The organism is Cellulophaga fucicola (genome assembly GCF_900119145.1).
Taxonomy (GTDB): domain Bacteria; phylum Bacteroidota; class Bacteroidia; order Flavobacteriales; family Flavobacteriaceae; genus Cellulophaga; species Cellulophaga fucicola.
This window is the reverse complement of sequence record NZ_FPIY01000002.1, coordinates 489158-515289: the sequence shown is the minus strand read 5'-3', so window position 1 is coordinate 515289 and position 26132 is coordinate 489158. Positions and strand designations below refer to the sequence as shown.

Here is a 26132-nt window from a genome sequence, read left to right as displayed (position 1 = left end):
GATTTAGTTGATTTTTTTTAACGCCTTTTCCTGTTTTTTGCAATCGTCCTTACTGTTCCTCTATTAACAATAGAAGTATATAATTATGGCATATTTATTCACATCAGAATCTGTAAGTGAAGGACATCCAGATAAAATTGCAGACCAAATTAGCGATGCATTATTAGACAACTTTTTAGCTTTTGATCCAGAAAGTAAAGTAGCTTGCGAAACTTTAGTAACCACAGGCCAAGTTGTGCTTGCTGGTGAAGTAAAGAGTAACACCTATGTAGATTTACAAAACATAGCGCGCGAGGTTATAAACAACATTGGGTATACAAAAGGAGCGTACCAATTTAGTGGTGATTCTTGTGGTGTTATTTCGTTAATTCATGAACAATCGCAAGACATTAACCAAGGTGTAGATCGTGGTTCTAAAGAAGAACAAGGTGCAGGTGACCAAGGTATGATGTTTGGTTACGCAAGTAAAGAAACAGAAAACTACATGCCACTGGCGTTAGATATTTCTCATAAAATATTACAAGAACTTGCAGCATTGCGTAGAGACGGTAAAGAGATCTCTTATTTACGTCCAGATGCTAAGGCGCAAGTAACCATAGAATACTCAGACGATAACGTGCCACAACGTATAGATACCATTGTTGTATCTACACAACATGACGATTTTAATGCAGACGATACTGTAATGTTGGCGCAAATAAAATCAGATATTCTAGCTATACTAATGCCAAAAGTAATAGCACAGTTTCCAGAAAAAGTACAAGCATTATTTACAGATAAAATAGAATACCATATAAACCCAACAGGTAAGTTTGTAATCGGTGGTCCGCACGGAGATACAGGTCTTACAGGGCGTAAAATTATAGTAGATACCTACGGAGGTAAAGGTGCTCACGGTGGTGGTGCATTTAGTGGTAAAGATCCAAGTAAAGTAGACCGTAGTGCGGCTTATGCGGCAAGACACGCAGCTAAAAATTTAGTAGCAGCAGGTATTGCAGATGAAATTTTAGTACAAGTAAGTTACGCTATAGGTGTTGTAAAACCAACATCTATTTACGTAGATACATACGGTACATCTAAAGTAAATTTAACAGACGGAGAAATAGCTAAAAAAGTAGCAGAGATTTTTGATATGCGTCCTTTTGCAATAGAAGAACGTTTAAAATTAAGAAACCCTATTTATTTAGAAACTGCAGCTTATGGCCATATGGGTAAAGAACCAAAAACAATCACAAAGGTTTTTGAGTCTCCTTACAATGGTAGAGTAGAAAGAGAAGTAGAACTTTTTACGTGGGAAAAATTAGATATGGTAGATACTGTAAAAACAGCTTTCAACCTTTAAAATAATATCTTTTTTAAGATCTAAAAGTGCTTTGCTATAATGGTAAAGCACTTTTTTTACACCCAATATTTTGCTAATTATTTGGGTGTTACCAAAAGGGGTCGGGCTTTTCGTTACAATCTTTTTTAAGAAAAATAAAAAAGGATTTTCACAACAATCCCTAACACAAATAAAATTTCAATTTAAAAAATCGTTACAAAAACAAACAAAAATTATGTTTCTGTTATTTAACGGTACTTAGAAAGCAAAATTCAATATTTTTTCAAAAAAGATTAGGATATTAAATTTTTCTGAGCATATATTTGTAGCTCAAAGTTCAAAACACATATTGAATAGTTATCAAGAAAGGCGGAGGGATTAGACCCTATGAAGCCTTAGCAACCCTTTGTGCAATGCAAAGAAGGTGCTAAATTCTACCAAGTACAGCGGTACTATAGGCAGATAACGAAACAAGCTTTTTTTTTCAAAAAAAAGTAAATTTCCAATTTCTTTTTAACTCATTTAATTTTTAATCCATCTTGCAAAGTCGGCAAGACAAGGATTGAGCTTTTTTTATTTTATCAATTTTAATAATAAAAAATTATGAGTACTCAAAAATTAGCAACAAACGCATTACACGCAGGCCACAATCCGTCAGAAACAGCAGGTACAAGAGCAGTGCCTATTTATCAAACATCTTCTTATGTTTTTAAAGATACAGACCACGCGGCAAATTTATTTTCTTTATCAGAATTAGGGTTTATATACACACGTTTAAATAATCCTACAAATCAAATTCTACAAGACAGATTAGCTGCTGTAGAAGGAGGTATAGGAGCAGTTGTATTTGCATCTGGTACGGCAGCAATTTCTACAGGTTTACTAACCCTTTTAAGGGCTGGAGATCATATTGTGGCATCTAGCAGCTTGTATGGTGGTACATTTAATTTACTAAATGTAACCTTACCAAGATTGGGGATTACAACTACTTTTGTAGATGCATCTAACCCAGAAAATTTTGGTAAAGCAGTACAAGAAAATACAAGAGCCTTTTTTGTAGAGTCTTTAGGAAATCCAAAATTAGATGTACTAGATTTAAAAGCAATTTCTAAAGAAGCAAAGGCAGCACAAGTGCCATTTATTGTAGATAATACAGTAGCATCGCCAGCATTATTAAACCCAATAGAACACGGAGCAAACTTGGTAATACACTCGCTTACAAAATACATAGGCGGACAAGGAACTTCTTTAGGAGGTGCAATTGTAGATGCAGGTACGTTTGACTGGACTAACGGAAAATTCCCAGAATTTACAGAGCCTTCTGCCGGTTATCACGGTTTAGTGTACAGCGATGCTTTAGGTAATGCAGCATTTACTTATAAGTTAATCTTAGAAGGTTTGCGAGATTTTGGAGGAGCTTTAAGTCCGTTTAATGCATTCCAGATTATCCAAGGTTTAGAGACTCTACCTGTGCGTATAAAGCAACATAGTGCAAATGCATTAGAACTAGCTACTTGGTTAGAGGGTAGAGATGAGGTTGCTTGGGTAAATTATCCAGGATTAAAAAGTAATACATATTACGACTTGGCTAAAGAATACTTACCAAAAGGACAAAGTGGCTTAGTTACATTTGGTGTAAAAGGTGGTTTTGAGGCTGCTAAGAAATTTACAGATGCAACAAAAGTCTTTTCACTTTTAGCAAATATTGGAGATACTAAATCTTTAATTATTCATCCTGCAAGTACAACGCATCAACAATTAACGGCAGAGCAACAAGAGTCTGCTGGTGTTGGTCAAGATTTAATTCGTTTATCTGTTGGTATGGAAGAGATTGAAGATTTAAAGGCTGATTTAGAAGAAGCATTTAAAGCGGTTACTTCTGCTGTTGTAGCATAGTAAAAAACCTCATTATTTATTAAAAAGAAGACTTAGAAAGCTGTCTAGGTTAAAACAACTGTATTATGTTGCATCATATCAAACTAAAAAAATATACAACGCTTAGCGGTAAAACACAAGACATAGACTTGTCTTACCAAATATTTGGAGCAGAACTGCACACGGCGCCAATTGTACTTGTAAATCACGCTTTAACAGGTAATTCTAATGTATCTGGTACAAACGGTTGGTGGTCTACGCTTATTGGCGATGATAAGTGTATAGATACTAAAAAGTATACCGTGTTGTCTTTTAATATTCCTGGAAATGGTTTTGATGGTTTTGTAATAGAAAACTACAAAGATTTTGTTGCTAGAGATATAGCACATCTGTTTTTGTTAGGATTAAAAGAACTAAAAATAAATTCGCTTTATGCAATTATTGGTGGTTCTTTAGGTGGTGGTATTGCTTGGGAAATGGCGGCGCTAAACCCTAAATTAACGCAGCATTTAATACCTGTAGCATCTGATTGGAAATCTACAGATTGGCTTATAGGTAATTGCCAGATTCAAGAACAGTTTTTGGTAAATTCTAAACAACCAGTACATGATGCTCGTATGCACGCAATGTTGTGTTACCGCACACCAGAATCTTTTAAGGCGCGTTTTAACCGAAGCACAAATACAGAAGAGCAGTTGTTTAATGTAGAAAGCTGGTTAACGCATCACGGAAAAAAATTACAAGAACGTTTTCAACTGTCTGCGTATAAATTAATGAATCAGTTGTTAAAAACTATAGATATTACAAGAGAAGGAAATGAGGCTTTTATCAACCTGCAAAATAGTAATACATCTATACATATTGTGGGTGTAGATTCAGATTTGTTTTTTACAGCTAAAGAAAATAAAGATACGTTTAAACAATTAGCGCAAGCAAATAGCAATGTTACTTATGGCGAAATACACTCGCTACACGGTCACGATGCATTTTTAATTGAGTTTAATCAATTAGAACAGTTGTTAAAAGGAATTTTTAACGATCATAAAAATACAGAAGAGCTTAAGGTAATTAAGTTTGGAGGTAAATCGTTAGCCAACGGAGAAGGTATTTCTAATGTTGTAGCTAAAATAAAATCTAAAGTTAACGATAAGGAAAATATTGCAGTAGTGGTTTCTGCTCGTGGAGGTTCTACAGATACGCTAGAGCAATTACTAGATTTAGCAGCAGAAGGTAAAGAGTATATTTCAGCTTTTGAAGCTTTTAAAGCGTATCAAAAAAATGATTTAGAGTTAGATTTTTCAACGGAGTACAAAGAGATATTACAGATTTTAGAAGGAGTTGCTTTGTTGGGAGATTATAGTTTAAAAATTAAAGATCAAGTATTGGCTTATGGTGAATTATTATCCGCAGCATATCTTGTAAAAGCATTAGAGAATAACAAAATTGAAGCTACGGTAATAGATGCTAGAAAGGTATTAAAAACTGATGCTAATTTTGGAAATGGAAATGTGCTAGAAGAAGTCTCTAAAGAAAATATACAGAGAGTTTTTTCTAATTTATCTAATACAGTTGTACCTGTAATTACTGGTTTTATAGGAACTACAGAAGATGGTATAACAACAACTTTGGGTAGAAATGGTAGTAACTATTCTGCATCTTTATTCGCAAACTTTTTAAATGCTGTAGAGTTGCAGAGTTATACCCACGTAGATGGTATTTTTACAGCAAATCCAGACTATGTTTTAGATGCTAAAAGAATAGAGCAATTAAGCTATTCTGAGGCTAATGAGTTGGCAAATTTTGGAGCGACTATTTTACATGCAAAAACTATAATTCCGTTACTAGAAAAGAATATTCCGTTACGTATTCTAAATACATTTAATGGTGATAATGACGGCACATTAATTAGCGCTAAGACAACCAAAGAAGGTATAAAGTCGCTTTCTGTTATAGATAATGTAGCGTTAATAAATATAGAAGGTCGTGGTTTATTAGGTAAAGCAGGTATAGATGCTCGTATTTTTAAAGCTTTGGGAGATGCACATATTAGCGTTAGTATTATATCTCAAGGATCGTCTGAGCGTGGCATTGGTTTAGTTGTAGATGCCGTTAGTGCAGAAAAAGCGAAGTCGGTTTTAGAACGTGAGTTTGCATCAGATTTCTATTCAAAAGACATTAACTTAATTACAGTGCAAAAAGATGTTTCTGTAATATCTATTGTTGGTCAGGATTTAAGCACGTTTCATAAACCATACAATGCGCTTATAAAAAACCGAATTATACCATTGTTGTTTAACAATACAGTATCTGGTAAAAATGTGAGTTTGGTGGTTAAAAAAGCAAGTTTGCATAAGGCTTTAAATGTAATGCATGGACAAATATTTGGAGTAGCTAAAAAAGTAAACATAGCTATTTTTGGTCACGGTACAGTTGGTGGTACTTTAATAGATCAAATATTAAAGTCGGCTAAAAATATAGAAGAGCGTAAAGGAATTAACCTTAATGTTTTTGCAGTTGCAAACTCTAAAAAAGTACTACTTAGTAAAAAAGGAATTGGAGAAGATTGGACTTCTAAGTTAGATGAAAAAGGAAAGTCGTACGAGCTTAAAGATATATTTGAATTTGCGGAAAAGCATCATTTAGAAAACTTAATAGCAATAGATAATACGGCTAACCAAGCATTTGTATCTCATTATATAGATTTTGTAGAAAACGGATTCGACTTGGTGTCTTCTAATAAAATAGCAAATACGTTAGGGTTCGATTATTATAAAAACCTTAGAGAAATATTAACTAAAAACCAAAAGCAATACTTGTACGAGACCAATGTTGGTGCTGGCTTACCATTAATAGATACTATTAAGTTACTGCATTTATCTGGTGAAAATATTACTAGAATTAAGGGTGTGTTTTCTGGGTCTTTAAGTTATATTTTTAATACATTTTCGGAGAGTGATGTGCCTTTTTCTGCTATTTTAAATGAAGCTATGGAAAATGGTTATACAGAACCAGATCCGCGAGAAGATTTATGTGGTAATGATGTTGGAAGAAAGTTGTTGATTTTAGCACGTGAGCTAGAGTTAAGCAATGAATTTGCAGATATCAATATTCAGAATTTAATACCTGAAGCATTAAGAGAAGGTAGTAAAACAGAATTTTTAAGTCAGTCTGATGCTTTAGATACTGCATTTTCTAAAATTAAAGAAAATCAAAAACCAAATCACGTTTTACGTTATGTAGGTGATTTACACGGAAATCTTCAAGAAGAAAAAGGAATTTTAGATGTAAAATTAGTGTCTGTTCCTAAAGAAAGTGCATTGGGACAAGTGAAAGGATCAGATTCTATCATAGAAATTTATACCGAGTCTTACGGAGAAAATCCATTAGTAATACAAGGAGCGGGAGCAGGAGCAGCTGTTACTGCAAGAGGTGTTTTTGGTGATATTTTAAGAATAGCAGAGAAGGGATAGACTTTGTATAGAAACAAGAAACAAGAGAATAGAGTAGAGAAAATAGAGTAAAGAATATAGCGCTAATGGCTAATAGCAGATAGTCAATAACAAAAGAAATACTATGGATAAGAAATTTGAAACTAACGCAATACGCACACAAATAGAACGCTCACAATTTTTAGAGCATTCGGCACCTTTATACTTAACATCTAGTTATGTTTTTGAAGATGCTGAGGATATGCGTGCTTCTTTTGCTGAGGAAAAGGACAGAAATATTTATTCTAGATACTCTAATCCTAATACATCAGAATTTATAGAAAAAATATGTCAGATGGAAGGAGCAGAGACTGGTTTTGCTTTTGCTTCTGGTATGGCTGCTGTGTTTTCAACCTTTGCTGCGTTAGTAGAGAGTGGTGATCATATTATATCATCTAAAAGTATATTTGGCTCTACACATAGTTTATTTGTAAACTTTTTCCCCAAATGGAACGTGACCACAAGTTATTTTGATGCTCATAATTTAGAAGGTATTGAAGCTTTAATCACTCCCAAAACTAAAATTTTATATGCTGAGTCACCTACTAATCCGGCTGTAGATATTTTAGATTTAGAAGTACTTGGTACTATTGCTAAAAAACACAATCTTATTTTAATTATTGATAACTGCTTTGCATCGCCTTATTTACAACAGCCTATAAAGTTTGGAGCAGATTTAGTAATACATTCTGGCACAAAATTAATTGATGGTCAAGGTCGTGTACTAGCAGGTATTACGGTTGGTAGTGCAGACCTAATAGATAAAGTGTATCGTTTTTCTAGAATATCAGGGCCAGCATTGTCTCCGTTTAATGCGTGGATTTTATCTAAAAGTTTAGAGACATTGGCAATTAGAGTAGACAGGCATTCTGAAAATGCGTTGAAATTAGCCGAGTTTTTAGAAGCGCACCCAAAAGTAAATTGGGTAAAATACCCCTTTTTAAAGTCGCACCCACAATACAAAATAGCTATAATACAAATGAAAGCTGGTGGTTGTATTGTTGCTTTTGAGGTAAAGGGAGGCTTGCAAGCAGGACAAGAATTTTTTAATGCTATAAAGTTATTATCACTTTCTGCTAACTTAGGAGATTCTAGGAGTATTGTAACACATCCTGCATCTACAACGCATAGTAAACTTGCAGCAGAAGATAGAGTGGCTGTGGGTATTACTGATGGTACCGTTAGGGTTTCTGTTGGTTTAGAGCATATAGATGATATTATTGCAGATATAGCGCAAGCATTGGGGTAAAGTTTAGTAATAAAGTATATATTTAGGCATTTAAACCAAAGGGTTAATTTAAAAATAGTTAGAGTTAAAATCATCACTTTTTTAAATCCCAATTTTGCCTATCTTTGTACTATGCTATCCAAAAAAACCAAATACGGGCTTAAGGCCTTAACTTACTTAGCTAAGAAAGAAGATAGGAATCCTGTTCCTATCGGAGAAATTGCACAGCAAAATAATATCTCACAAAAATTTTTGGAGAGCATACTTTTATTATTACGTAGAACAGGTGTTTTGGCTTCTAAAAAAGGCAAAGGTGGTGGTTATTATTTAATAAAGGAGCCATCGGAAATTCTAATGACAGATGTTATTAGAGTGTTAGAAGGACCTATTGCAATGGTACCTTGTGTAAGTTTAAATTTCTACGAAAAATGTGACGATTGCCCAGACGAGGGTACTTGTTCTGTACATAAACTAATGCTAAAAGTTAGAGATAGCGCATTAGAAATATACAGGAATACTACGCTAAGTAATCTAATCTAAATCTTCCTATTTTATAAAATCTGAATTTTACTTCCTTAATAAGGAAGGAAATTTTCTATTGTGTTCTAGCACAGATACTTCAATATCAACAAAAAATCTTCTTATTTTTTATTAATCTACTAAAACGATAGGATTTATATGTTTTTTAACAACTTATGTCCCTAAAAGTTTTACATTTGTAATTCCTAGTAATTAAATAGGGTAATAAAAATTAACGAAATGATTGCTGATCAATTGATTTTAAATAAAGAAACTTCTAAAGGAAGTTACAAGTCAGACAAACAGTCAGAGAGTCCTAAAAGGAGCATAATTAAATCTATTAGCTGGAGAATAGTTGGTACAATAGATACTGTTTTAATTTCTTGGTTTGTTACAGGAACATTAAAATTAGCGTTCTCTATTGGTATAATAGAATTGGGTACAAAAATGGTGTTGTATTTTTTTCACGAACGTGTTTGGAATTCAATTAAGTGGGGTAAATAAGAACGTATAAGTATAGCAAAATGGGTTTTACAGAAGATATAATAAAGAATTTAAATGCTCAGTTTAGAGGTATTCCGCCAGAAGAAATTATTTCTTGGGCAATTGAATATGCTAGAAATGCTGTAGTTACTACTAACTTTAGACCGTATGAGGTTGCTATACTAAATGCAGTTACAGCTATAAAGAAAGATGTTCCTGTAATTTGGTGTGATACTGGTTACAATACACCAAACACATACAAACACGCAGAAGAGTTAATTTCTACGTTAGATCTTAATGTAAAATTATACGTGCCTTTACAAACAAGTGCACATAGAGATGCTATAATGGGTATACCATCTATAGACGACCCAAAACACAAAGAATTTACAGAGCAAGTTAAGTTAGAGCCTTTTAAAAGAGCAATGGCAGAGCATAAGCCAGATGTTTGGTTTACAAACCTTAGAAAAGGACAAACTGCACTTAGAGACTCTTTAGGGATTTTAAGCTTAAGTAAAGACGGAATTTTAAAAGTAAGTCCGTTTTACCACTGGTCAGATGTGCAATTAGACGCATATTTAGCAGAACGTAATTTACCAAACGAACATAAATATTTTGATCCAACTAAAGTATTAGAAAATAGAGAGTGTGGTTTACACACCTAATTAGTACTAAGGACTAAAATAAACACAATATTAAAAAATCAAGATTTGGAAACATTGATAAACGAAATAAAACCACAGAAAACAACTAATGCTTCATTACAAGGATTAGGTAATGCTTTAGAAAACGAAGCTATTTACATTTTTAGAGAAGTAGTAGCACAGTTTGAAAAACCTGTATTATTGTTTTCTGGAGGAAAAGATAGTATTACACTAGTACGTTTGGCTCAAAAAGCATTTTGGCCAGCAAAAATTCCTTTTCCGTTAATGCATATAGATACAGGACATAATTTTCCTGAAACTATTGCTTTTAGAGATAAATTGGTTAAAGAATTGGGTGTAGAGCTTATTGTAAGAAATGTACAAGATTCTATAGATCAAGGAAAAGTAGTAGAAGAAACGGGGAAGTATGCAAGTAGAAATATGTTGCAGACTACTACGCTTTTAGATGCTATTGAAGAATTTAAGTTCGATGCTTGTATTGGTGGTGCTCGTAGAGATGAAGAAAAAGCGAGAGCTAAAGAACGTATTTTTTCTGTTCGTGACGATTTTGGACAATGGGATGAAAAAAACCAAAGACCAGAATTGTTTGATATGTTAAACGGTACCATAGAAATAGGACAAAATGTACGTGTTTTTCCTATTAGTAACTGGACAGAGTTAGATGTGTGGAGCTATATTCAGAAAGAGGATATCGAAATTCCATCTATCTATTTTGCACACAAAAGAAATATATTTTTAAGAGATGGATTAATCTGGTCTGCAGAAGATGATGTTGTTTTTAGAGCAGAAGATGAGGTTGTAGAAGAACGTTGGGTTCGTTTTAGAACAGTTGGCGATATGTCTTGTACAGCGGCCGTCTTATCTAAAGCAGATTCTATAGATAAGGTAGTAGAAGAAATTAGGGATTCTAAAATTTCTGAACGTGGTGCACGTATAGATGATAAGCGTTCTGAAGCTGCTATGGAGAAAAGAAAACAACAAGGATACTTTTAGTAAGTCCAAAGTATACAAGTTAAAAAATAAGTTTAAAACAAAAAGTAAGAGTAATAAAGTCTTGTACTTGCTACTTAATACTTAATACACATAAAATGAACGTACTAAAAATAGCAACAGCAGGTAGTGTAGATGATGGTAAAAGTACCTTAATTGGTAGGTTGCTTTACGATACAAAATCGCTTACCGAAGATAAATTAGAAGCCATTAAAAAGAGTAGTGAACAACGTGGGTACGATTACCTAGATTTTTCATTAGCTACAGATGGTTTAGTTGCAGAACGTGAGCAAGGTATTACTATAGATGTTGCTCATATCTATTTCTCAACACCAACTAAAAGTTACATTATTGCAGATACACCTGGTCACGTAGAATATACCAGAAATATGGTTACAGGTGCATCAACTTCTCAGGTAGCTATCATTTTAATAGATGCCAGAAAAGGTGTTATAGAGCAAACATACCGCCACTTTTTTATCAATAATTTATTACGTGTAAAAAACATAATTGTTGCTGTTAATAAAATGGATTTAGTAGATTATTCAGAAGAGGTGTTTAATAACATCAAAAAAGATTTTGAAGCACTAAATGCTAAGAGTACTTATGGAGAACAAATAGTTAGTTATATTCCTGTTAGTGCCTTAAAAGGTGACAATATTGTAGACAAAACGGATGCAATGTCTTGGTACAATGGAGATACAATTTTAGGGCATTTAGAAGAATTAGAGGCGCAAGATGTTTATGACGCTGGTAAGGTTCGTTTTCCTGTACAAACAGTAATTAGACCAAAAACAGACGAGTTTCACGATTTTAGAGGATACGCTGGTAAAATTACTGGTGGTAGTTTAAAAGTTGGAGATGCTGTAACAGTTTTACCTTCTTTAACTCAATCTAAAATAAAAGAGATTTTCTTTTTTGATACCTCTTATGAAGAGGCACCTGCAGGTAGCTCTGTAAACATAACTTTAGAGGGTGATATTAATGTTACTAGAGGAGATATGTTGGTTAAAACAGATGAACTTCCAAAAATAGAAAAGCAAGTTACAGCTACTGTTTGTTGGATGGATAGTAAAAACCTAGTGCCAGGAACAAAGTATATTGTACAGCACAACACCAACCGTGTACTATCTAAAATAGACAGCATAAACAGTGTTATTGCAACAGATTATACAGGAGAGCAAGAAAACAAGAACAAACTATCTCTAAACGAAATAGGAGAAGTAAGTATAAAACTTAGCAAGCCTATTTATTTTGATAGTTATAACGATAATAAATCTAACGGAGCTTTTATTTTAATTGATGCACAAACCAATACAACGGCTGGTGCAGGATTTATAAATTAAGTTGAAGAAATACTAAAAAGAATGCTTTTTTTAAGCATTCTTTTATCTAAAATCCTATTAGACCTATAGGATAATAGTAATTATAAAAAGCTATAATAACAGACAGATGCAAAGTTTTAGAACAGAAATAGAAAACCCAGTAGTAGCTAAAGATATTATTGATTTAGAAGCTAAAATTAGACAGTTTAACGACGGTAAATTAGACGAAGAAAAGTTTAGAAGCTTGCGTTTGGCTCGTGGGATCTATGGTCAGCGTCAGCCAGGCGTACAAATGATTCGTATAAAACTACCTTACGGAAAAGTAACGTCTACACAACTAAAACGTATTTGCGATGTGTCTGAAGAATATTCTACAGGACGTTTACATATTACTACGCGTCAAGATATACAAATACATTATGTAGATATAGAGCGTACACCAGAATTATGGGCGCAATTGGCTAAAGATGATATTACTATTAGAGAGGCTTGTGGTAATGCAGTACGTAATATAACTGCTAGTGAAACTGCTGGTATAGATGTAGACGAACCTTTTGATGTGTCTCCGTATGCACACGCAATGTTTCAGTATTTTTTAAGAAATCCTATTAGTCAAGAAATGGGAAGAAAATTTAAAGTTTCTTTCTCTTCTAGTGATGCAGATACGGGACTTTCTTATATGCATGATCTTGGTTTTATAGCTAAAATTGAAAATGGAGTTAGAGGATTTAAAGTGCTTTTAGCTGGTGGTTTAGGTTCGCAGCCACGCCATGCAGAAGAATTATATACCTTTTTAGAAGCCGATAAAATTATTCCGTTAATGGATGGTGTTATTCGTGTTTTTGATAGATATGGTGAACGTAAGAGTAGAGCAAAAGCGCGAATGAAATTTTTACTTAAAGATTTAGGTTTAGATGGTTTTAGGGCTTTGTTAGAAGAAGAACAAAATGCAATTCCGCAAGATTCTTTTCCTATAGATGTAGATGCATATCCAAAGGTAAAAGTAGCAAATGCTAAAGTACCAGAAGTAATAATTAAAAATACAGTTGCTTTTGAGCAATGGAAAAACACAAACGTTGTTCCTCAAAAACAAGAAGGTTACGTTGCTCTAGGTATAAAAGTAAAGTTAGGCGATTTTTATATTGAAGAAGCACGTCAATTAGCAGATTTAGTAGATGCATATGCAGCCGGAGAATTTCGTTTATCACTACGTCAAAATATCTTAATACCCTATGTAAAAGAAGAGCTAGTACCTTTCTTTTATACAGAATTAGAAAAATTAGGTTTTGTAGAAGCGGGTTATAATAAGGCATCAGACATTACAGCTTGTCCTGGTACAGATACGTGTAATTTAGGTATAGCAAGTAGTACAGGTATTGCTGCAGAGTTAGAGCGTGTTATTACAGCAGAATACCCACAATACATAAACAATGAAGATGTTGTTATTAAAATTAGTGGATGTATGAATGCTTGTGGTCAGCACAATATGGCAAACATAGGTTTTCAAGGAATGTCTGTACGTACTAAAGATAAGTTGGTAGCACCTGCTTTACAAGTATTGTTAGGTGGTGGTAATTTAGGAGATGGTAACGGTGTATTTGCAGATAAAGTTGTAAAAGTGCCAAGTAAAAGAGGACCAGAGGCACTACGTTTAATTTTAAACGATTTTGACGCCAATGCAAACGGACAATCATTTACAGAATACTACAAAGAAAAAGGCGAACACTATTTCTACGATTTTCTTAAGCACTTAACAGCTATAGATAATTTAACTCAGGAAGATTTTATAGACTGGGGAAATACAGAGCGTTATGAAAAAGCTATTGGTGTAGGTGAGTGTGCAGGTGTTGTTATAGATTTAATTGCGACTTTATTATTCGAGAGTGAAGAAAAAATAGAAAATGCTGCAATAGCATTAGAAGATAAAAAATGGTCTGCAAGTATTTTTCATTCGTATTCTGCAATGGTAAACTCAGCTAAAGCATTGCTTACAGCGCAGAACACAAAAACAAACACACATATAAGTATTATAAAAGATTTTGATACTCATTTTGTGACCAATGGTTTAATAGAATTAAAAACTTCTTTTGAGGAGTTGGCGTTGCAAATAAAAAGTAACAAACCAACACAAGAGTTTGCAGAAGCATACCTTAAAGATTCTAAAGTGTTTTTAGAAGTAGTACAAAAATATAGAGAAAAAGAATTAGCAGAAGCTTAAAATTATGGCAAACAAACAAAACATAAAAGGGTTGCTAACAGTTGTTGGTGCAGGTCCGGGAGATGCAGAGCTTATTACGCTAAAAGCTATAAAAGCATTGCAAAATGCAGATGTTGTTTTGTTTGATGCTTTGGTGAATCAAGATTTACTAGAGTATGCTGCCAATGCAGAGCAAATTTTTGTAGGCAAAAGAAAAGGATGTTATGCTTACCAACAAGAGCAAATTAATGAGCTTATTGTTAGTAGGGCAAAAAGTCACGGTAATGTAGTGCGCTTAAAAGGTGGCGACCCATTTATTTTTGGTCGTGGCTCAGAAGAAATGGAGTATGCCGCTAGTCACGGTGTAGCAGTAGCTATGGTTCCAGGCATATCTTCTTCAATTGCAGTACCAGCTTTTCAAAATATACCAGTTACAAAAAGAGGAGCTTCAGAGAGTTTTTGGGTAATTACAGGAACAACTAAAAACCATAAATTATCTACAGATGTACATTTGGCTGCAAAGTCTAGCGCAACAGTAGTAATTTTAATGGGTATGGGTAAATTGTCAGAAATAGTAGAATTATTTCAGCAAGAAGGTAAAGCAGAAACACCGGTAGCTATTATACAAAACGGAACAACAGCTAATGAAAAAGTTGGCGTTGGTACCATATCAACCATAGAAAAAGTAGTGCAAGAAAATGAGTTGTCTAATCCTGCAATTATTGTAATTGGAGAGGTTGTTAGGCATAGAGCACAATTGCAAAAAGTACAACAAGAAGTAAAAATAAAAGAAGCTGTAGTAAATTAAGTGTTGTAGCTAATTGGTTATTTTTGAAGAAGTAAACAAAATGATAACACTAAAAACAGAGTAATGGAACGCAATAATTTATATCCGGTTTTTTTAAAAACGTCTCAACTACACGTGCTAATTGTAGGTGGTGGTAATGTGGCAGAAGAAAAACTACGTTTTTTAACCAAGTCAAGTCCAGATGCTGTTGTAACAATGGTTTCTCCTTGGTATGCAGAAAAAACACTAGAACTGGCAAATAAATTTAATGTCACCACTATTACAGATGTGTACAATGTTGGTTATTTAGATGCCAAACATATGGTGGTTGCAACTACAGATAATGTAGAAGTTAATGTTCAGGTATATAAAGATTGTAGAGCTCAGTTTAAATTAGTGAATGTAGCAGATAACCCTCCGTATTGCGATTTTTATATGGGCGGAATTGTTACAAAGGGCAATGTAAAAATTGGAATTTCTACCAATGGTAAGTCGCCAACAACAGCAAAACGTTTACGTCAGTTTTTTGAAGACGTAATACCAGAAGATATTAATAAAATGGTTCAAAACTTAAACGACTACAGAAAAACCATAAAAGGTGATTTTGAAGAAAAAGTAGATAAGATGAATCAGATTACCAGTTCGTTAGTAGATAAAAAAGAGAAGTAAAGCATAAAGGAGCAAAGGCTCAATATTAAACATAAATTATGATTAAGACAGATATATTAATTATAGGTGCAGGACCAACAGGATTGTTTACAGTTTTTGAAGCAGGTTTATTAAAGCTTAAATGTCATTTAATAGATGCATTACCACAACCAGGCGGACAATGTTCAGAGCTTTACCCAAAGAAACCAATTTATGATATTCCTGGTTTTCCAGAAGTACTAGCGGGTGATTTGGTGACTAATTTAATGGAGCAAATAAAATCTTTTGAACCTGGTTTTACATTAGCAGAAAGAGCAGATACTTTAGATAAGTTAGAAGATGGTACGTTTGTAGTAACAACAAATAAAGGTACAAAACACAATGCGCCAGTAGTTGTAATTGCAGGTGGTTTAGGTTCTTTTGAACCTAGAAAACCGCAGATAGATAATATCCTTAATTTTGAAGATAAGGGTGTTGCTTATATGATTAAAGATCCGGAGGTTTATCGCGATAAAAAAGTACTTATTGCTGGTGGTGGAGATTCTGCTTTAGACTGGGCAATTTTTTTAGCAGACGTAGCATCAGAAGTGTCTTTAGTGCACAGAAGAAATGAGTTTAGAGGAGCGTTAGACTCAGTAGAAAAAGCAGCCGAACTAGCAAAGTCTGGTAAAATAAAACTGTTTACAGAGGCACAAGTAACCAAGTTATATGGAGACGATAACCTAGAAGCAGTTGTTGTAAAATATAACGACGAAGAAAAAGGAGAAAGCTATGTAGAGGTAGATAATTTTATTCCATTATTTGGTTTGTCACCTAAACTAGGGCCAATAGGAAATTGGGGATTAGAGATAGAAAAAAATGCCATAAAAGTAGATAACTCTTACGACTACCAAACAAATATTCCAGGCGTATACGCAATTGGAGATGTAAACACTTATAAAGGTAAATTAAAATTAATTTTATCTGGTTTTCATGAAGCTGCGGTAATGTGCCAAAGCGCTTATCAAATTATAAATCCAGGTAAAAGATACGTAATGAAATACACAACCGTAGGTGGTGTAGAAGGTTTTGATGGTTCTAAAAAAGAAGCAAAAAAAGAAGTAATCCAAAGCATATCATAATATTACAATTTTAAGCCTATATGTGTAAAAAATGCATATAGGCTTAAAAATAACCAACAATATTTGGTTATAATAAAGTTGTGCTGTTACTTTGCGGCTCAATTAGTTCATTAATAGACTGAAAACGTTATCAAGAAAGGTGGAGGGATTAGACCCAATGAAACCTTAGCAACCCTTTATTCTTATTTAAAGAAGGTGCTACATTCTACTACGTTGTTACAAAACAACACGGCAGATAACTCACAAATTAGAAAGACATTCACAGTCTCCTCTTTTTACCTTACTTGATATTTTTATTTATAGCGTTCCATTTGTTAGCAAGCACAAATGGCCAGGCTTTTTGCTGTATTTTTTGGTTAAGCAAACAGGTTTTACAAACCGTTGCACCAAAAAGATGCCGCTTCAATGCTTAACGCAAAAGTGATTCAACGGTAAAATGAAAAAGATACAAGACATATTAAAAGAAAGAATTTTAGTGCTAGACGGTGCCATGGGTACAATGCTGCAGCGCTACAAATTTACAGAAGAAGATTTTAGAGGCAAACGTTTTGCAGACTGGGAACACCCATTACAAGGTAATAACGATTTACTCTCTCTAACTCAACCAGAAGCTATAGCAGAAGTACACCGTAAATATTTTGCCGCTGGGGCAGACATTGTAGAAACCAACACATTCTCTGGTACAACCATAGCAATGGCAGACTATTTTATGGAAGATTTAGTGTACGAGCTAAATTACGAGTCGGCACGTATTGCAAAGCAAGTAGCAGATGAGTTTACCGCTAAAGAACCACACAAACCAAGGTTTGTAGCTGGTAGCATAGGGCCAACCAATAAAACGGCAAGTATGTCTCCAGATGTAAACGATCCAGGTTTTAGAGGTGTAACTTTTGACGAACTTAGAATAGCATACAAGCAGCAAACCGAAGCTTTGTTAGATGGTGGTGTAGATATTTTACTTGTAGAGACCATTTTTGATACACTTAACGCAAAAGCAGCACTTTTTGCAATAGAAGAAGTAAAAGAAGAACGTAATATAGATGTGCCTATAATGGTAAGTGGTACAATTACAGATGCCTCTGGCAGAACATTATCTGGGCAAACAGCAGAAGCTTTTTTAATATCTATTAGTCATATTTCTATTTTATCTGTTGGTTTTAATTGTGCTTTAGGAGCAAACCAATTAGTACCGCATTTAGAGGTATTGGCAGCAAAAACAGATTTTGGTGTTTCTGCGCATCCAAATGCAGGTTTGCCAAATGCTTTTGGTGAGTATGATGAGACTGCGGAACAAATGGCAGAACAAATAAAAGAATATGTAGAAAAGAGTTTGGTAAATATTGTAGGCGGTTGTTGTGGTACAACACCAGAACATATTAGTGCTATTGCCAACATGGTAAAAGATTACAAACCCAGAAATATTTCTTTAGAAACTGCGTAGTATGAAAGATCTAAAACCTAAATATTTAAAATTATCCGGACTAGAGCCTTTAGTGGTAACGCCAGAAACCAACTTTATAAATGTAGGTGAGCGTACCAATGTAGCTGGTTCTAAAAAGTTTTTAAGATTAATAAAAGAAGAGAGATTCGAGGAGGCACTAGATGTTGCACGTGACCAAGTAGAAGGTGGTGCGCAAATTATAGACATTAATATGGATGACGGACTTATAGATGGCAAAGAAGCTATGGTTAAGTTCTTAAATCTAATTATTGCCGAGCCAGATATTTCTAGGGTTCCTATAATGATAGACAGTTCTAAATGGGAAATTATAGAAGCAGGCTTGCAAGTGGTGCAAGGTAAATGCGTGGTAAACTCTATAAGTCTTAAAGAAGGCGAAGCAGAATTTATACACCATGCAAAACTTATAAAGCGTTATGGTGCTGCTGTAATTGTAATGGCTTTTGATGAGGTTGGGCAAGCAGATAATTACCAAAGACGTATAGAAATAGCAAAAAGATCTTATGACGTTTTAGTAGAGAAGGTAAACTTTGCTCCTGAAGATATAATTTTTGATTTAAATATATTTCCTGTTGCTACAGGTATGGACGAGCATAAGCTTAATGCTATAGACTTTATAGAAGCTACCGCTTGGGTTAAAGAAAACTTACCGCATTGTAGTGTAAGTGGTGGTGTTAGTAATGTGTCGTTCTCTTTTAGAGGTAATAACCCTGTTCGTGAGGCTATGCACTCGGTTTTTTTATACCACGCTATACAAGCAGGGATGAATATGGGTATTGTAAATCCAACAATGTTAGAGGTTTATGATGATATTCCTAAAGATTTATTAGAGCGCGTAGAAGATGTAATGTTAAACCGTAGAGACGATGCTACGGAACGTTTGCTAGATTTTGCAGAGACTGTAATTGGTAAAGCAAAAGAGAATAAGGTAGACTTATCTTGGAGAGAAGAACCAATACAGAATCGTATTACAAGAGCTTTGGTAAAAGGAATAGATCAATATATAGTTGAAGATATAGAGGCCGCTAGGCAAAGTGTAGACAAACCAATAGAAGTTATAGAAGGTCATTTAATGACTGGGATGAACGTTGTTGGTGATCTGTTTGGTAGCGGAAAAATGTTTTTACCGCAGGTTGTAAAGTCGGCACGAGTAATGAAAAAAGCAGTTGCTTATTTACTGCCTTATATAGAAGAAGAGAAACTTAGAAACCCGCAAGAAGGAGATTCTAAAAATGCTGGTAAAATATTAATGGCTACCGTAAAAGGAGATGTACATGATATTGGTAAAAATATTGTGGGTGTGGTCTTGGCTTGTAATAATTATGAGATTGTTGATTTAGGTGTAATGGTGCCACCAGAGAAAATTATACAAGCAGCAAAAGAGCACAACGTAGATGTTATAGGTTTAAGCGGATTGATAACACCGTCTTTAGATGAAATGGTTTTTTTAGCCAAAGAAATGGAGCGTCAGAATTTTAGTGTGCCTTTGTTAATTGGTGGCGCAACTACAAGTAAAGCACATACTGCTGTAAAAATTGACCCTCAATATAAAAATGCTGTTGTTTATGTAAACGATGCATCTAGAGCAGTAACTGTTGTTGGAGATTTGCTTAAGAAAGAGACAGGAGAAAAGTATAAAGAAACTATAAAACTAGATTACGAAGAGTTTAGAAAACAGTTTTTAAAACGTACAAAACATAAAGAGTATTTGTCTATAGAGGCAGCGCGTAAAAACAAGTATAAGATAGATTGGAAAACGTCTGAGATTGTAAAGCCCAACCAATTAGGTATTCAGATTATAGAAGATTACGATTTAAATAAGCTTAGAGAGTTTATAGATTGGACACCATTTTTTAGAAGTTGGGAATTGCACGGCAAGTATCCAGATATTTTAACAGATGAAATTGTAGGTACGCAGGCAACAGATTTATTTGCTGAAGCTAAAGAAATGCTAACAAAACTTATAGATGAAAAACTACTTACTGCAAAAGCTGTTTTTGGTTTGTTTAAAGCCAATACTATTAATGATGATGATATAGTGTTAGAAACGCCAAATGGTGAACATACATTTAGAACTTTGCGTCAGCAGTTAAAAAAGTATGCAGGTAAACCTAATTTCTCGTTGTCAGATTTTGTTGCGCCAATAGAAACTGGGATAGAAGATTATATGGGGTGTTTTTGTGTAAGTACAGGATTTGGGGCAGAAGAAATAGCAGAGCAGTACCGTAAAGATTTAGACGATTATAATTCTATTATGGTAAAAGCTTTGGCTGATAGATTAGCAGAGGCTTTTGCAGAATGCCTACATAAAGAAATTAGAACTACACATTGGGGTTATGCTAGCAATGAAGCTTTAGATAATGAGGCTTTAATTAAAGAAGAGTACAAAGGTATTAGACCAGCACCAGGATATCCTGCGTGTCCAGATCATTTAGAGAAACCTACTATTTGGGATATTCTTAAAGTTAAAGAAACTATAGGTGTAGAGCTTACAGATAGTTTGGCTATGTGGCCAGCGGCATCGGTCTCTGGTTATTATTTTGGAAATCCAGAGGCGCGTTATTTTGGAGTTGGGAAAATAAAAGAAGATCAGGTAGCAGATTTTGCTACTCGTAAAAATATAGAATTAGAAGTTGCTTTAAAATGGTTAGCGCCAAATATAGCAGATGATTAATGTTATGTTGCTGCGTTAGGGATTAAGGTATTGTTGAAGCTCTTTTATAGTTTTTACCTATAAAAAGCGACTACCGAAAGCCCGACCGTAGGAACGCCAATAAAGAAATAAAGTAAAGAGATGAAAGTAACCGACCATATTAAAAACGCAAAAGGGAAGACCTTATTTTCTTTTGAGATTATACCGCCTGTTAAGGGTAGAAATATTCAGGAATTGTACGGAAACATAGATCCGCTAATGGAATTTAAGCCACCTTTTATAGATGTTACTACGTCTAGAGAAGAATATATTTATATAGATAGAGATGGTTTATTAGATAAGAAGTTAACACGTATGCGACCAGGAACGGTTGGTATTTGTGCGTCTATAAAACATAAATATGATGTAGATACGGTTCCGCATGTTTTATGTGGTGGTTTTACAAGAGAAGAAACAGAATATTTGTTAGTAGATTGTCACTATTTAGGTATTGATAATGTAATGGCACTACGTGGTGATGCTATGCGAGAGGAACAGTATTTTGAGCCTACAAAAGGCGGACACCAATATGCTGTGAGTTTGGTAGACCAGATACAGAAACTAAATTGTGGTTCTTATTTACACGAGGTTATTGAGACAGATAATTGTGCCGATTTCTGTATTGGTGTTGCTGGTTACCCAGAGAAACATATAGAGGCTCCTTCTTTACTAACAGATTTAAAACGTTTAAAACAAAAGGTAGATGCTGGTGCAGATTATGTGGTTACACAAATGTTTTTTGATAATGAAAAGTACTTCTCTTTTGTAAAAGCGGCAAAAGATTTTGGAATTAATGTGCCAATTATTCCGGGTATAAAGCCAATTGCAGTAAAAAGACATTTGCAATTATTGCCCCAGGTTTTTAAAATAGATCTACCACAAGATTTAGTAGATGCAGTAGAAGATTGTAAGGATAATAAATCTGTTAGACAGGTTGGTATAGATTGGGCTGTGCAACAATCTAAAGAATTAAAAGCGGCTGGTGTTCCTGTTTTGCATTACTATTCTATGGGTAAGTCTGATAATGTTAAGGCTATTGCAAGTCAGCTTTTTTAATGATTTTAGACCTGTGTTTTTATTTTTGTAAGTATTAGCCTATAAATATTAGGCATAGGTCTAAAATTGCTATTTTTGCACGCGATGAATATAAGAATCCTTTTTATTTCCCTGTTTTCTGTTGGTTGTTTTGCGCAGCAGAAGAGTAAAATAGTTATAGATGCTAATCAGTTTTATGGTTCTATAGCACTACATAATAACAGTATTTCTCATTTAATAGCCGCGCATCCTGCAGGTTTAATTTTAAGCTATAATAAAAAAACGTTTGGAGATGAAGCTTGGCAACAACTTTATAACTATCCAGATTTAGGATATTCGTTTATTTACCAAGATATGAATAATAGTACCTTGGGTAAAAACTATGGTGCATATGCGCATTATAACTTCTATTTTTTTAAACGCAATGTACAGCTTAGAGTTGGTCAGGGTTTGGCATATACAACCAACCCGTATGATAAGGTAACTAACTTTAGAAATAATGCTTATGGTTCTGATATTTTAAGTTCTACGTACCTAATGGTTAATTATCAGAAAGAGAATATTTATAAGGGTTTAGGTTTTAAAGCCGGACTAACATTAATTCATTATTCTAATGCAAACTTTAAAGCACCAAATACATCTACAAATACCATTGCACTAAATGCAGGACTAACGTACGATTTAGACGGAGGTAAAAAAATAAAGTATACTACGGTTAACGATACTACCAATTACAAACAGCCTATACATTTTAATGTTGCCTTTAGAGGAGGTATTAATGAAAGTGATGTTATTGGATTAGGACAATCTCCATTTTATATTTTATCTGCTTATGCAGATAAGAGAATAGGTAGAAAAAGTGGTTTTCAGTTAGGAGCAGATGTTTTCTTTTCTAAGTTTTTAAAAGAGTTAATTGTGTACAATTCAATTGCTTTTCCAGAGAAAAATGTAGATCCTAATGACGATTATAAACGTGTAGGTGTTTTTGTAGGTCACGAGTTGTATATAAACCAAATGTCTGTGGTAGCTCAGTTAGGATATTATGTATATTATCCGTTTGATTTTGAAGGGAGAATGTATAACAGAATAGGGTTGAAGCGTTATTTTGGTGATAAAGTTTTTGGTGCTGTTACCTTAAAGGCTCATGCAGCTAAAGCAGAAGCCGTAGAATTTGGAGTTGGAATCCATTTTTAAAAATATGAAGATGATTACAAGAAAATCGATTAAAAATATAGGATTACAAATTACGGGTAAATCTATTATACTATACACTTTAACACTTGTTTTAATGTATGGTTGTAATAGTGAAAATGTATCTGATTGTTTTCAGAATGCAGGAGATATAATAAAAGAAGAAATTATAGTTGATGAATTTACTGCCATTACAGTTTTTGAAAATAGTGCACTTGTTTTAAAAGAGGGACCAATACAGAAGGTAGAAGTAGAAACAGGAGAATATTTACGTAACGATATTAACGCAGAGGTTGTAGATGGTAGACTTTTACTAACCAACACTAACGGATGTAATTTTACTAGAGACTATGGTTTAACTACCTTTTATGTAACTGCACCAAATATAACATCTATACGTAGTAGTACTGGTTTGGGTATTACTAGTGATGGAGTTTTAAGCTATTCTAATTTATCTCTTTTATCTGAAGATTTTGGAAATCCAGAGGCCGACTTTACAACAGGATCTTTTAATTTAGAACTTTCTGGAACTAAAGTTTCTATAGTTTCTAACGGTGCGGCGTATTTTCAATTAAAAGGAACGGCCGAAAGTTTAAATGTAGTTTTTGCTGCGGGTGACTCTAGATTAAATGCAGAAAATTTAATAGCTAAAAATGTAAGTGTAAACCATAGAAGCTCTAATGATATGTTAGTAAACCCTCAAGAAAGTATTTCTGGTACAATTAAAGGTGTTGGTGATGTTATTAGCTATAATAAGCCAGCTGTTGTAGATGTAGAAGTACTTTACAAAGGAAAGCTTATATTTAAAGAGTAATAACTAAAACTACTTAACATTGGGTTTTAAAAGATTCTTTTCTTATTTTTCTAACAGAATTGGTGGTTCTAAACCAAAAGAATCTTCTCAATATACAAGTTATAATAAAATTGATAATTTATTACAGTCTTTAATCAGTAATACCAAAGTTCCAGGTATTGCTATTACAGTAACACAAGACGATAAAGCTATTTTTAATAAAGGGTATGGGTTTTCTAATATAGAAAAGAAAACACAAATTAACCCTAATACTTCAGTTTTTAGAATCGCAAGTGTCTCTAAACCCATTGCAGCAACTGCTTTAGCTTTAATGGTACAAGAGGGTATTATAGATTTAGAGGAATCTTTTTATACCTATGTTCCTTATTACCCTAAAAAAGAGTGCGACTTTACAATTAGGCAATTGGCTAGTCATACCGCAGGTATACGTGGGTACAGAGGTAAAGAGTATGGTTTAAATGTACCATATGCCATTAAAGAGAGTATCACTATTTTTAAGGATGATGATTTGCTTTTTAAGCCAGGGATAAATTACCATTACAATAGTTATGATTGGGTTTTATTGTCATTAGCAATGCAAGAGGCTAGTGATATTCCGTTTGAAGAGTATGTGCAAAAAAGAGTTTTAGATCCTTTACAAATGCAAAATACATATGCTGAGGTAAAAGGAAAACCGATTCCGTACATTACTGAGTTTTATTCTAAAAGAAGATCCGATTTTAGAAAAGCAATGGAGGTTAATAATTACTACAAGCTTGCTGGTGGTGGTTTTTTATCAACAGCAACAGATATTGTTAAATTAGGAAACGCATATTTAAAAGGTGGTTTTTTACAAGAAGCTACGCAACAACAATTTTTAACTGCTGAAAAAATAATAGGCGAGTCTACATACTACGGTTTGGGTTGGCAAGTAAGTACGGATAAAAAAGGTAATGCGTATTATGGCCATATTGGTAATGGCGTAGGTGGTTACTCAAACTTTTTTGTGTATCCTAAGCAAGGTTTAGTAATAAGCATACTAACCAATTGTACTAACCCTAATATACAAGATGTGTTAGATGAGGTTGTACTGGAGTTTGTAGAAAAATCTAAAGAGCTTAGTTTGTAATTTCTGTAAATAAACTTTCTAAGTTTTTGTTTTTACGACTAAGTTGTAATGTTTTTAATTGGTTGTCGTGTGCAAAATCAAAAACAGCAGGGCGCATATCTACATCAGTATCAAATGTAATTTCGTAAACAAAACCAGCAGTATTTTTAACAGTAACTACATTTGGCAACCTGTTTAGTAATTGCTCTTCAACTCTATAATCAAATTCTACTTCTATAATTTGCTCAGTTGAGTCTCTAAGTTCGTTTAATTTTTTATCAGCAACAATAACACCTTTATTAATAATTACCACACGGTCGCAAACTGCTTCTACTTCTTTCATAATATGTGTAGATAGTAAAATGGTTTTTTCTTTACCAATTTCTTTAATAAGTTTACGTATTTCTAATAGTTGGTTAGGATCTAAACCAGTAGTTGGTTCATCTAGTATTAATACCTCAGGATTGTGTAACAAAGCTGCAGCTAAGCCAACACGCTGTCTATATCCTTTAGATAGTTGATCTATCTTCTTGTGTGCTTCAGGAGTTAAACCAGTTTGTTCTATAACTTCAGCAATTCTTGCTTTAGATACCTTATATACATTTGCGTTAAAAGCTAAGTACTCTTTTACATACATATCTAAATAAAGCGGATTGTGTTCTGGTAAGTACCCAATGCTTTTTTGTACATTAATTTTATCTGCTACACTATAGTCATTTACTTGTGCATCTCCACTGTCTGCTAAAATGTAGGTAGTAAGTATTTTCATAAGTGTAGACTTACCTGCTCCGTTAGGACCTAAAAAGCCAACAATTTCTCCTTTATTAATAGAGAAAGTAACATTATCTAATGCTTTTTGGTTCCCAAATGTTTTGCTGATGTTTTGTACAGAAATAGACATACCTATATTTTTTATCAAAAATAACGTAAATAAGTGAATTTTGTTTTTAAAAGGAATAGGAATTGTATTCCTTTTTTAAGGGTTAAGCGTAATTGTTATTAACATAATATTAACGTTTGTGAAAATCGATATCTTAATTTTATGTTAAAAAAATAACAGTAGTATTAAATAATGTTAGATGTGCTAAAAAAAAGAATAATAAAATTTGTTTTTTAAATTTAATAATTACCTTAGCCATATATTACACGAATAATGAACACAAGATATTTCTGGAACGGTTTTTATTTTTACTTCTTTTTTAAGAGA

At 33.7% G+C, this 26132-nt stretch carries 20 protein-coding genes and 2 riboswitches; of the genes, 19 read left to right on the top strand and 1 reads right to left on the bottom strand.

From position 1 onward, the window contains the following. Positions 1-85: 85 nt before the first annotated feature. The 19 genes from metK (at position 86) to BT107_RS08500 (ending at position 24946) form a co-directional block, all read left to right on the top strand. Positions 86-1342 carry a methionine adenosyltransferase gene (metK, locus tag BT107_RS08590; protein ID WP_072303376.1) on the top strand — a complete coding sequence of 419 codons (1257 nt, stop codon included), beginning with the start codon at positions 86-88 and terminating at the stop codon, positions 1340-1342. Positions 1343-1675: 333 nt separating this feature from the next. Further along, positions 1676-1790: riboswitch (SAM riboswitch) on the top strand. 134 nt (positions 1791-1924) lie between these two features. Beyond that, positions 1925-3217, top strand: coding sequence for an O-acetylhomoserine aminocarboxypropyltransferase/cysteine synthase family protein (locus BT107_RS08585; protein WP_072303375.1), 1293 nt, complete (start codon positions 1925-1927; stop codon positions 3215-3217). Between the two features lie 65 nt (positions 3218-3282). Further along, a complete protein-coding gene (gene thrA, locus BT107_RS08580; protein ID WP_072303374.1) occupies positions 3283-6666 on the top strand; it encodes a bifunctional aspartate kinase/homoserine dehydrogenase I in 3384 nt (1127 codons plus the stop codon). A 103-nt stretch (positions 6667-6769) separates the two neighbouring features. Further along, the gene (locus BT107_RS08575; protein WP_072303373.1) at positions 6770-7933 is read left to right on the top strand and encodes a trans-sulfuration enzyme family protein; all 1164 of its coding nucleotides are present in this window, start codon (positions 6770-6772) and stop codon (positions 7931-7933) included. 111 nt (positions 7934-8044) lie between these two features. Beyond that, positions 8045-8452 carry an RrF2 family transcriptional regulator gene (locus BT107_RS08570; protein WP_072303372.1) on the top strand — a complete coding sequence of 136 codons (408 nt, stop codon included), beginning with the start codon at positions 8045-8047 and terminating at the stop codon, positions 8450-8452. Between the two features lie 219 nt (positions 8453-8671). Beyond that, positions 8672-8935 (top strand): DUF2061 domain-containing protein, encoded by a 264-nt coding sequence (locus BT107_RS08565; protein WP_072303371.1) that lies wholly within the window; start codon positions 8672-8674, stop codon positions 8933-8935. A gap of 20 nt (positions 8936-8955) precedes the next feature. Next, positions 8956-9579, top strand: a complete 624-nt coding sequence (locus tag BT107_RS08560) for a phosphoadenosine phosphosulfate reductase domain-containing protein (RefSeq protein WP_072303370.1) — start codon at positions 8956-8958, stop codon at positions 9577-9579. Between the two features lie 54 nt (positions 9580-9633). Beyond that, a complete protein-coding gene (gene cysD / locus BT107_RS08555; protein WP_425291842.1) occupies positions 9634-10572 on the top strand; it encodes a sulfate adenylyltransferase subunit CysD in 939 nt (312 codons plus the stop codon). Between the two features lie 95 nt (positions 10573-10667). Then, positions 10668-11915 carry a sulfate adenylyltransferase subunit 1 gene (locus BT107_RS08550; protein WP_072303369.1) on the top strand — a complete coding sequence of 416 codons (1248 nt, stop codon included), beginning with the start codon at positions 10668-10670 and terminating at the stop codon, positions 11913-11915. Between the two features lie 106 nt (positions 11916-12021). Next, positions 12022-14112: a HEPN domain-containing protein gene (locus tag BT107_RS08545; RefSeq protein WP_072303368.1), complete on the top strand. Its 2091-nt coding sequence runs from the start codon at positions 12022-12024 to the stop codon at positions 14110-14112. A 4-nt stretch (positions 14113-14116) separates the two neighbouring features. After that, positions 14117-14899, top strand: coding sequence for a uroporphyrinogen-III C-methyltransferase (cobA, locus tag BT107_RS08540; protein WP_072303367.1), 783 nt, complete (start codon positions 14117-14119; stop codon positions 14897-14899). 63 nt (positions 14900-14962) lie between these two features. Next, positions 14963-15547, top strand: a complete 585-nt coding sequence (locus BT107_RS08535) for a precorrin-2 dehydrogenase/sirohydrochlorin ferrochelatase family protein (protein WP_072303366.1) — start codon at positions 14963-14965, stop codon at positions 15545-15547. Positions 15548-15585: 38 nt separating this feature from the next. After that, on the top strand, positions 15586-16647 hold the full coding sequence (locus BT107_RS08530; protein WP_072303365.1) for an NAD(P)/FAD-dependent oxidoreductase: 1062 nt from the start codon (positions 15586-15588) through the stop codon (positions 16645-16647). Between the two features lie 124 nt (positions 16648-16771). Next, a riboswitch (SAM riboswitch) is annotated at positions 16772-16889 on the top strand. A 194-nt stretch (positions 16890-17083) separates the two neighbouring features. Next, complete coding sequence (locus BT107_RS08525) at positions 17084-18088, top strand: homocysteine S-methyltransferase family protein (RefSeq protein WP_072303364.1); 1005 nt, start codon at positions 17084-17086, stop codon at positions 18086-18088. 1 nt (position 18089) lies between these two features. Further along, positions 18090-20780, top strand: a complete 2691-nt coding sequence (metH, locus tag BT107_RS08520) for a methionine synthase (RefSeq protein ID WP_072303363.1) — start codon at positions 18090-18092, stop codon at positions 20778-20780. A 120-nt stretch (positions 20781-20900) separates the two neighbouring features. After that, positions 20901-21854, top strand: a complete 954-nt coding sequence (metF, locus tag BT107_RS08515; protein WP_072303362.1) for a methylenetetrahydrofolate reductase [NAD(P)H] — start codon at positions 20901-20903, stop codon at positions 21852-21854. 84 nt (positions 21855-21938) lie between these two features. Continuing rightward, a complete protein-coding gene (locus BT107_RS08510) occupies positions 21939-23027 on the top strand; it encodes an acyloxyacyl hydrolase (protein WP_072303361.1) in 1089 nt (362 codons plus the stop codon). A 4-nt stretch (positions 23028-23031) separates the two neighbouring features. After that, positions 23032-23838, top strand: a complete 807-nt coding sequence (locus BT107_RS08505; protein ID WP_342039453.1) for a head GIN domain-containing protein — start codon at positions 23032-23034, stop codon at positions 23836-23838. A gap of 19 nt (positions 23839-23857) precedes the next feature. Then, complete coding sequence (locus BT107_RS08500) at positions 23858-24946, top strand: serine hydrolase domain-containing protein (RefSeq protein WP_072303359.1); 1089 nt, start codon at positions 23858-23860, stop codon at positions 24944-24946. Here BT107_RS08500 and gldA read toward each other — a convergent pair. After that, positions 24936-25826 (bottom strand): gliding motility-associated ABC transporter ATP-binding subunit GldA, encoded by an 891-nt coding sequence (gene gldA / locus BT107_RS08495; RefSeq protein WP_072303358.1) that lies wholly within the window; start codon positions 25824-25826, stop codon positions 24936-24938. The two genes, BT107_RS08500 and gldA, sit on opposite strands and share 11 nt — an antisense overlap. Positions 25827-26132: the final 306 nt, after the last annotated feature.

Excerpts from the sequence above, each read along its gene's own strand:
- metK (WP_072303376.1), top strand. The coding sequence starts at position 86 with ATGGCATATTTATTCACATCAGAATCTGTAAGTGAAGGACATCCAGAT.
- BT107_RS08585 (WP_072303375.1), top strand. The coding sequence starts at position 1,925 with ATGAGTACTCAAAAATTAGCAACAAACGCATTACACGCAGGCCACAAT.
- thrA (WP_072303374.1), top strand. The coding sequence starts at position 3,283 with ATGTTGCATCATATCAAACTAAAAAAATATACAACGCTTAGCGGTAAA.
- BT107_RS08575 (WP_072303373.1), top strand. The coding sequence starts at position 6,770 with ATGGATAAGAAATTTGAAACTAACGCAATACGCACACAAATAGAACGC.
- BT107_RS08570 (WP_072303372.1), top strand. The coding sequence starts at position 8,045 with ATGCTATCCAAAAAAACCAAATACGGGCTTAAGGCCTTAACTTACTTA.
- BT107_RS08565 (WP_072303371.1), top strand. The coding sequence starts at position 8,672 with ATGATTGCTGATCAATTGATTTTAAATAAAGAAACTTCTAAAGGAAGT.
- BT107_RS08560 (WP_072303370.1), top strand. The coding sequence starts at position 8,956 with ATGGGTTTTACAGAAGATATAATAAAGAATTTAAATGCTCAGTTTAGA.
- BT107_RS08550 (WP_072303369.1), top strand. The coding sequence starts at position 10,668 with ATGAACGTACTAAAAATAGCAACAGCAGGTAGTGTAGATGATGGTAAA.
- BT107_RS08545 (WP_072303368.1), top strand. The coding sequence starts at position 12,022 with ATGCAAAGTTTTAGAACAGAAATAGAAAACCCAGTAGTAGCTAAAGAT.
- cobA (WP_072303367.1), top strand. The coding sequence starts at position 14,117 with ATGGCAAACAAACAAAACATAAAAGGGTTGCTAACAGTTGTTGGTGCA.
- BT107_RS08535 (WP_072303366.1), top strand. The coding sequence starts at position 14,963 with ATGGAACGCAATAATTTATATCCGGTTTTTTTAAAAACGTCTCAACTA.
- BT107_RS08530 (WP_072303365.1), top strand. The coding sequence starts at position 15,586 with ATGATTAAGACAGATATATTAATTATAGGTGCAGGACCAACAGGATTG.
- BT107_RS08525 (WP_072303364.1), top strand. The coding sequence starts at position 17,084 with ATGAAAAAGATACAAGACATATTAAAAGAAAGAATTTTAGTGCTAGAC.
- metH (WP_072303363.1), top strand. The coding sequence starts at position 18,090 with ATGAAAGATCTAAAACCTAAATATTTAAAATTATCCGGACTAGAGCCT.
- metF (WP_072303362.1), top strand. The coding sequence starts at position 20,901 with ATGAAAGTAACCGACCATATTAAAAACGCAAAAGGGAAGACCTTATTT.
- BT107_RS08510 (WP_072303361.1), top strand. The coding sequence starts at position 21,939 with ATGAATATAAGAATCCTTTTTATTTCCCTGTTTTCTGTTGGTTGTTTT.
- BT107_RS08505 (WP_342039453.1), top strand. The coding sequence starts at position 23,032 with ATGAAGATGATTACAAGAAAATCGATTAAAAATATAGGATTACAAATT.
- gldA (WP_072303358.1), bottom strand. The coding sequence starts at position 25,826 with ATGTCTATTTCTGTACAAAACATCAGCAAAACATTTGGGAACCAAAAA.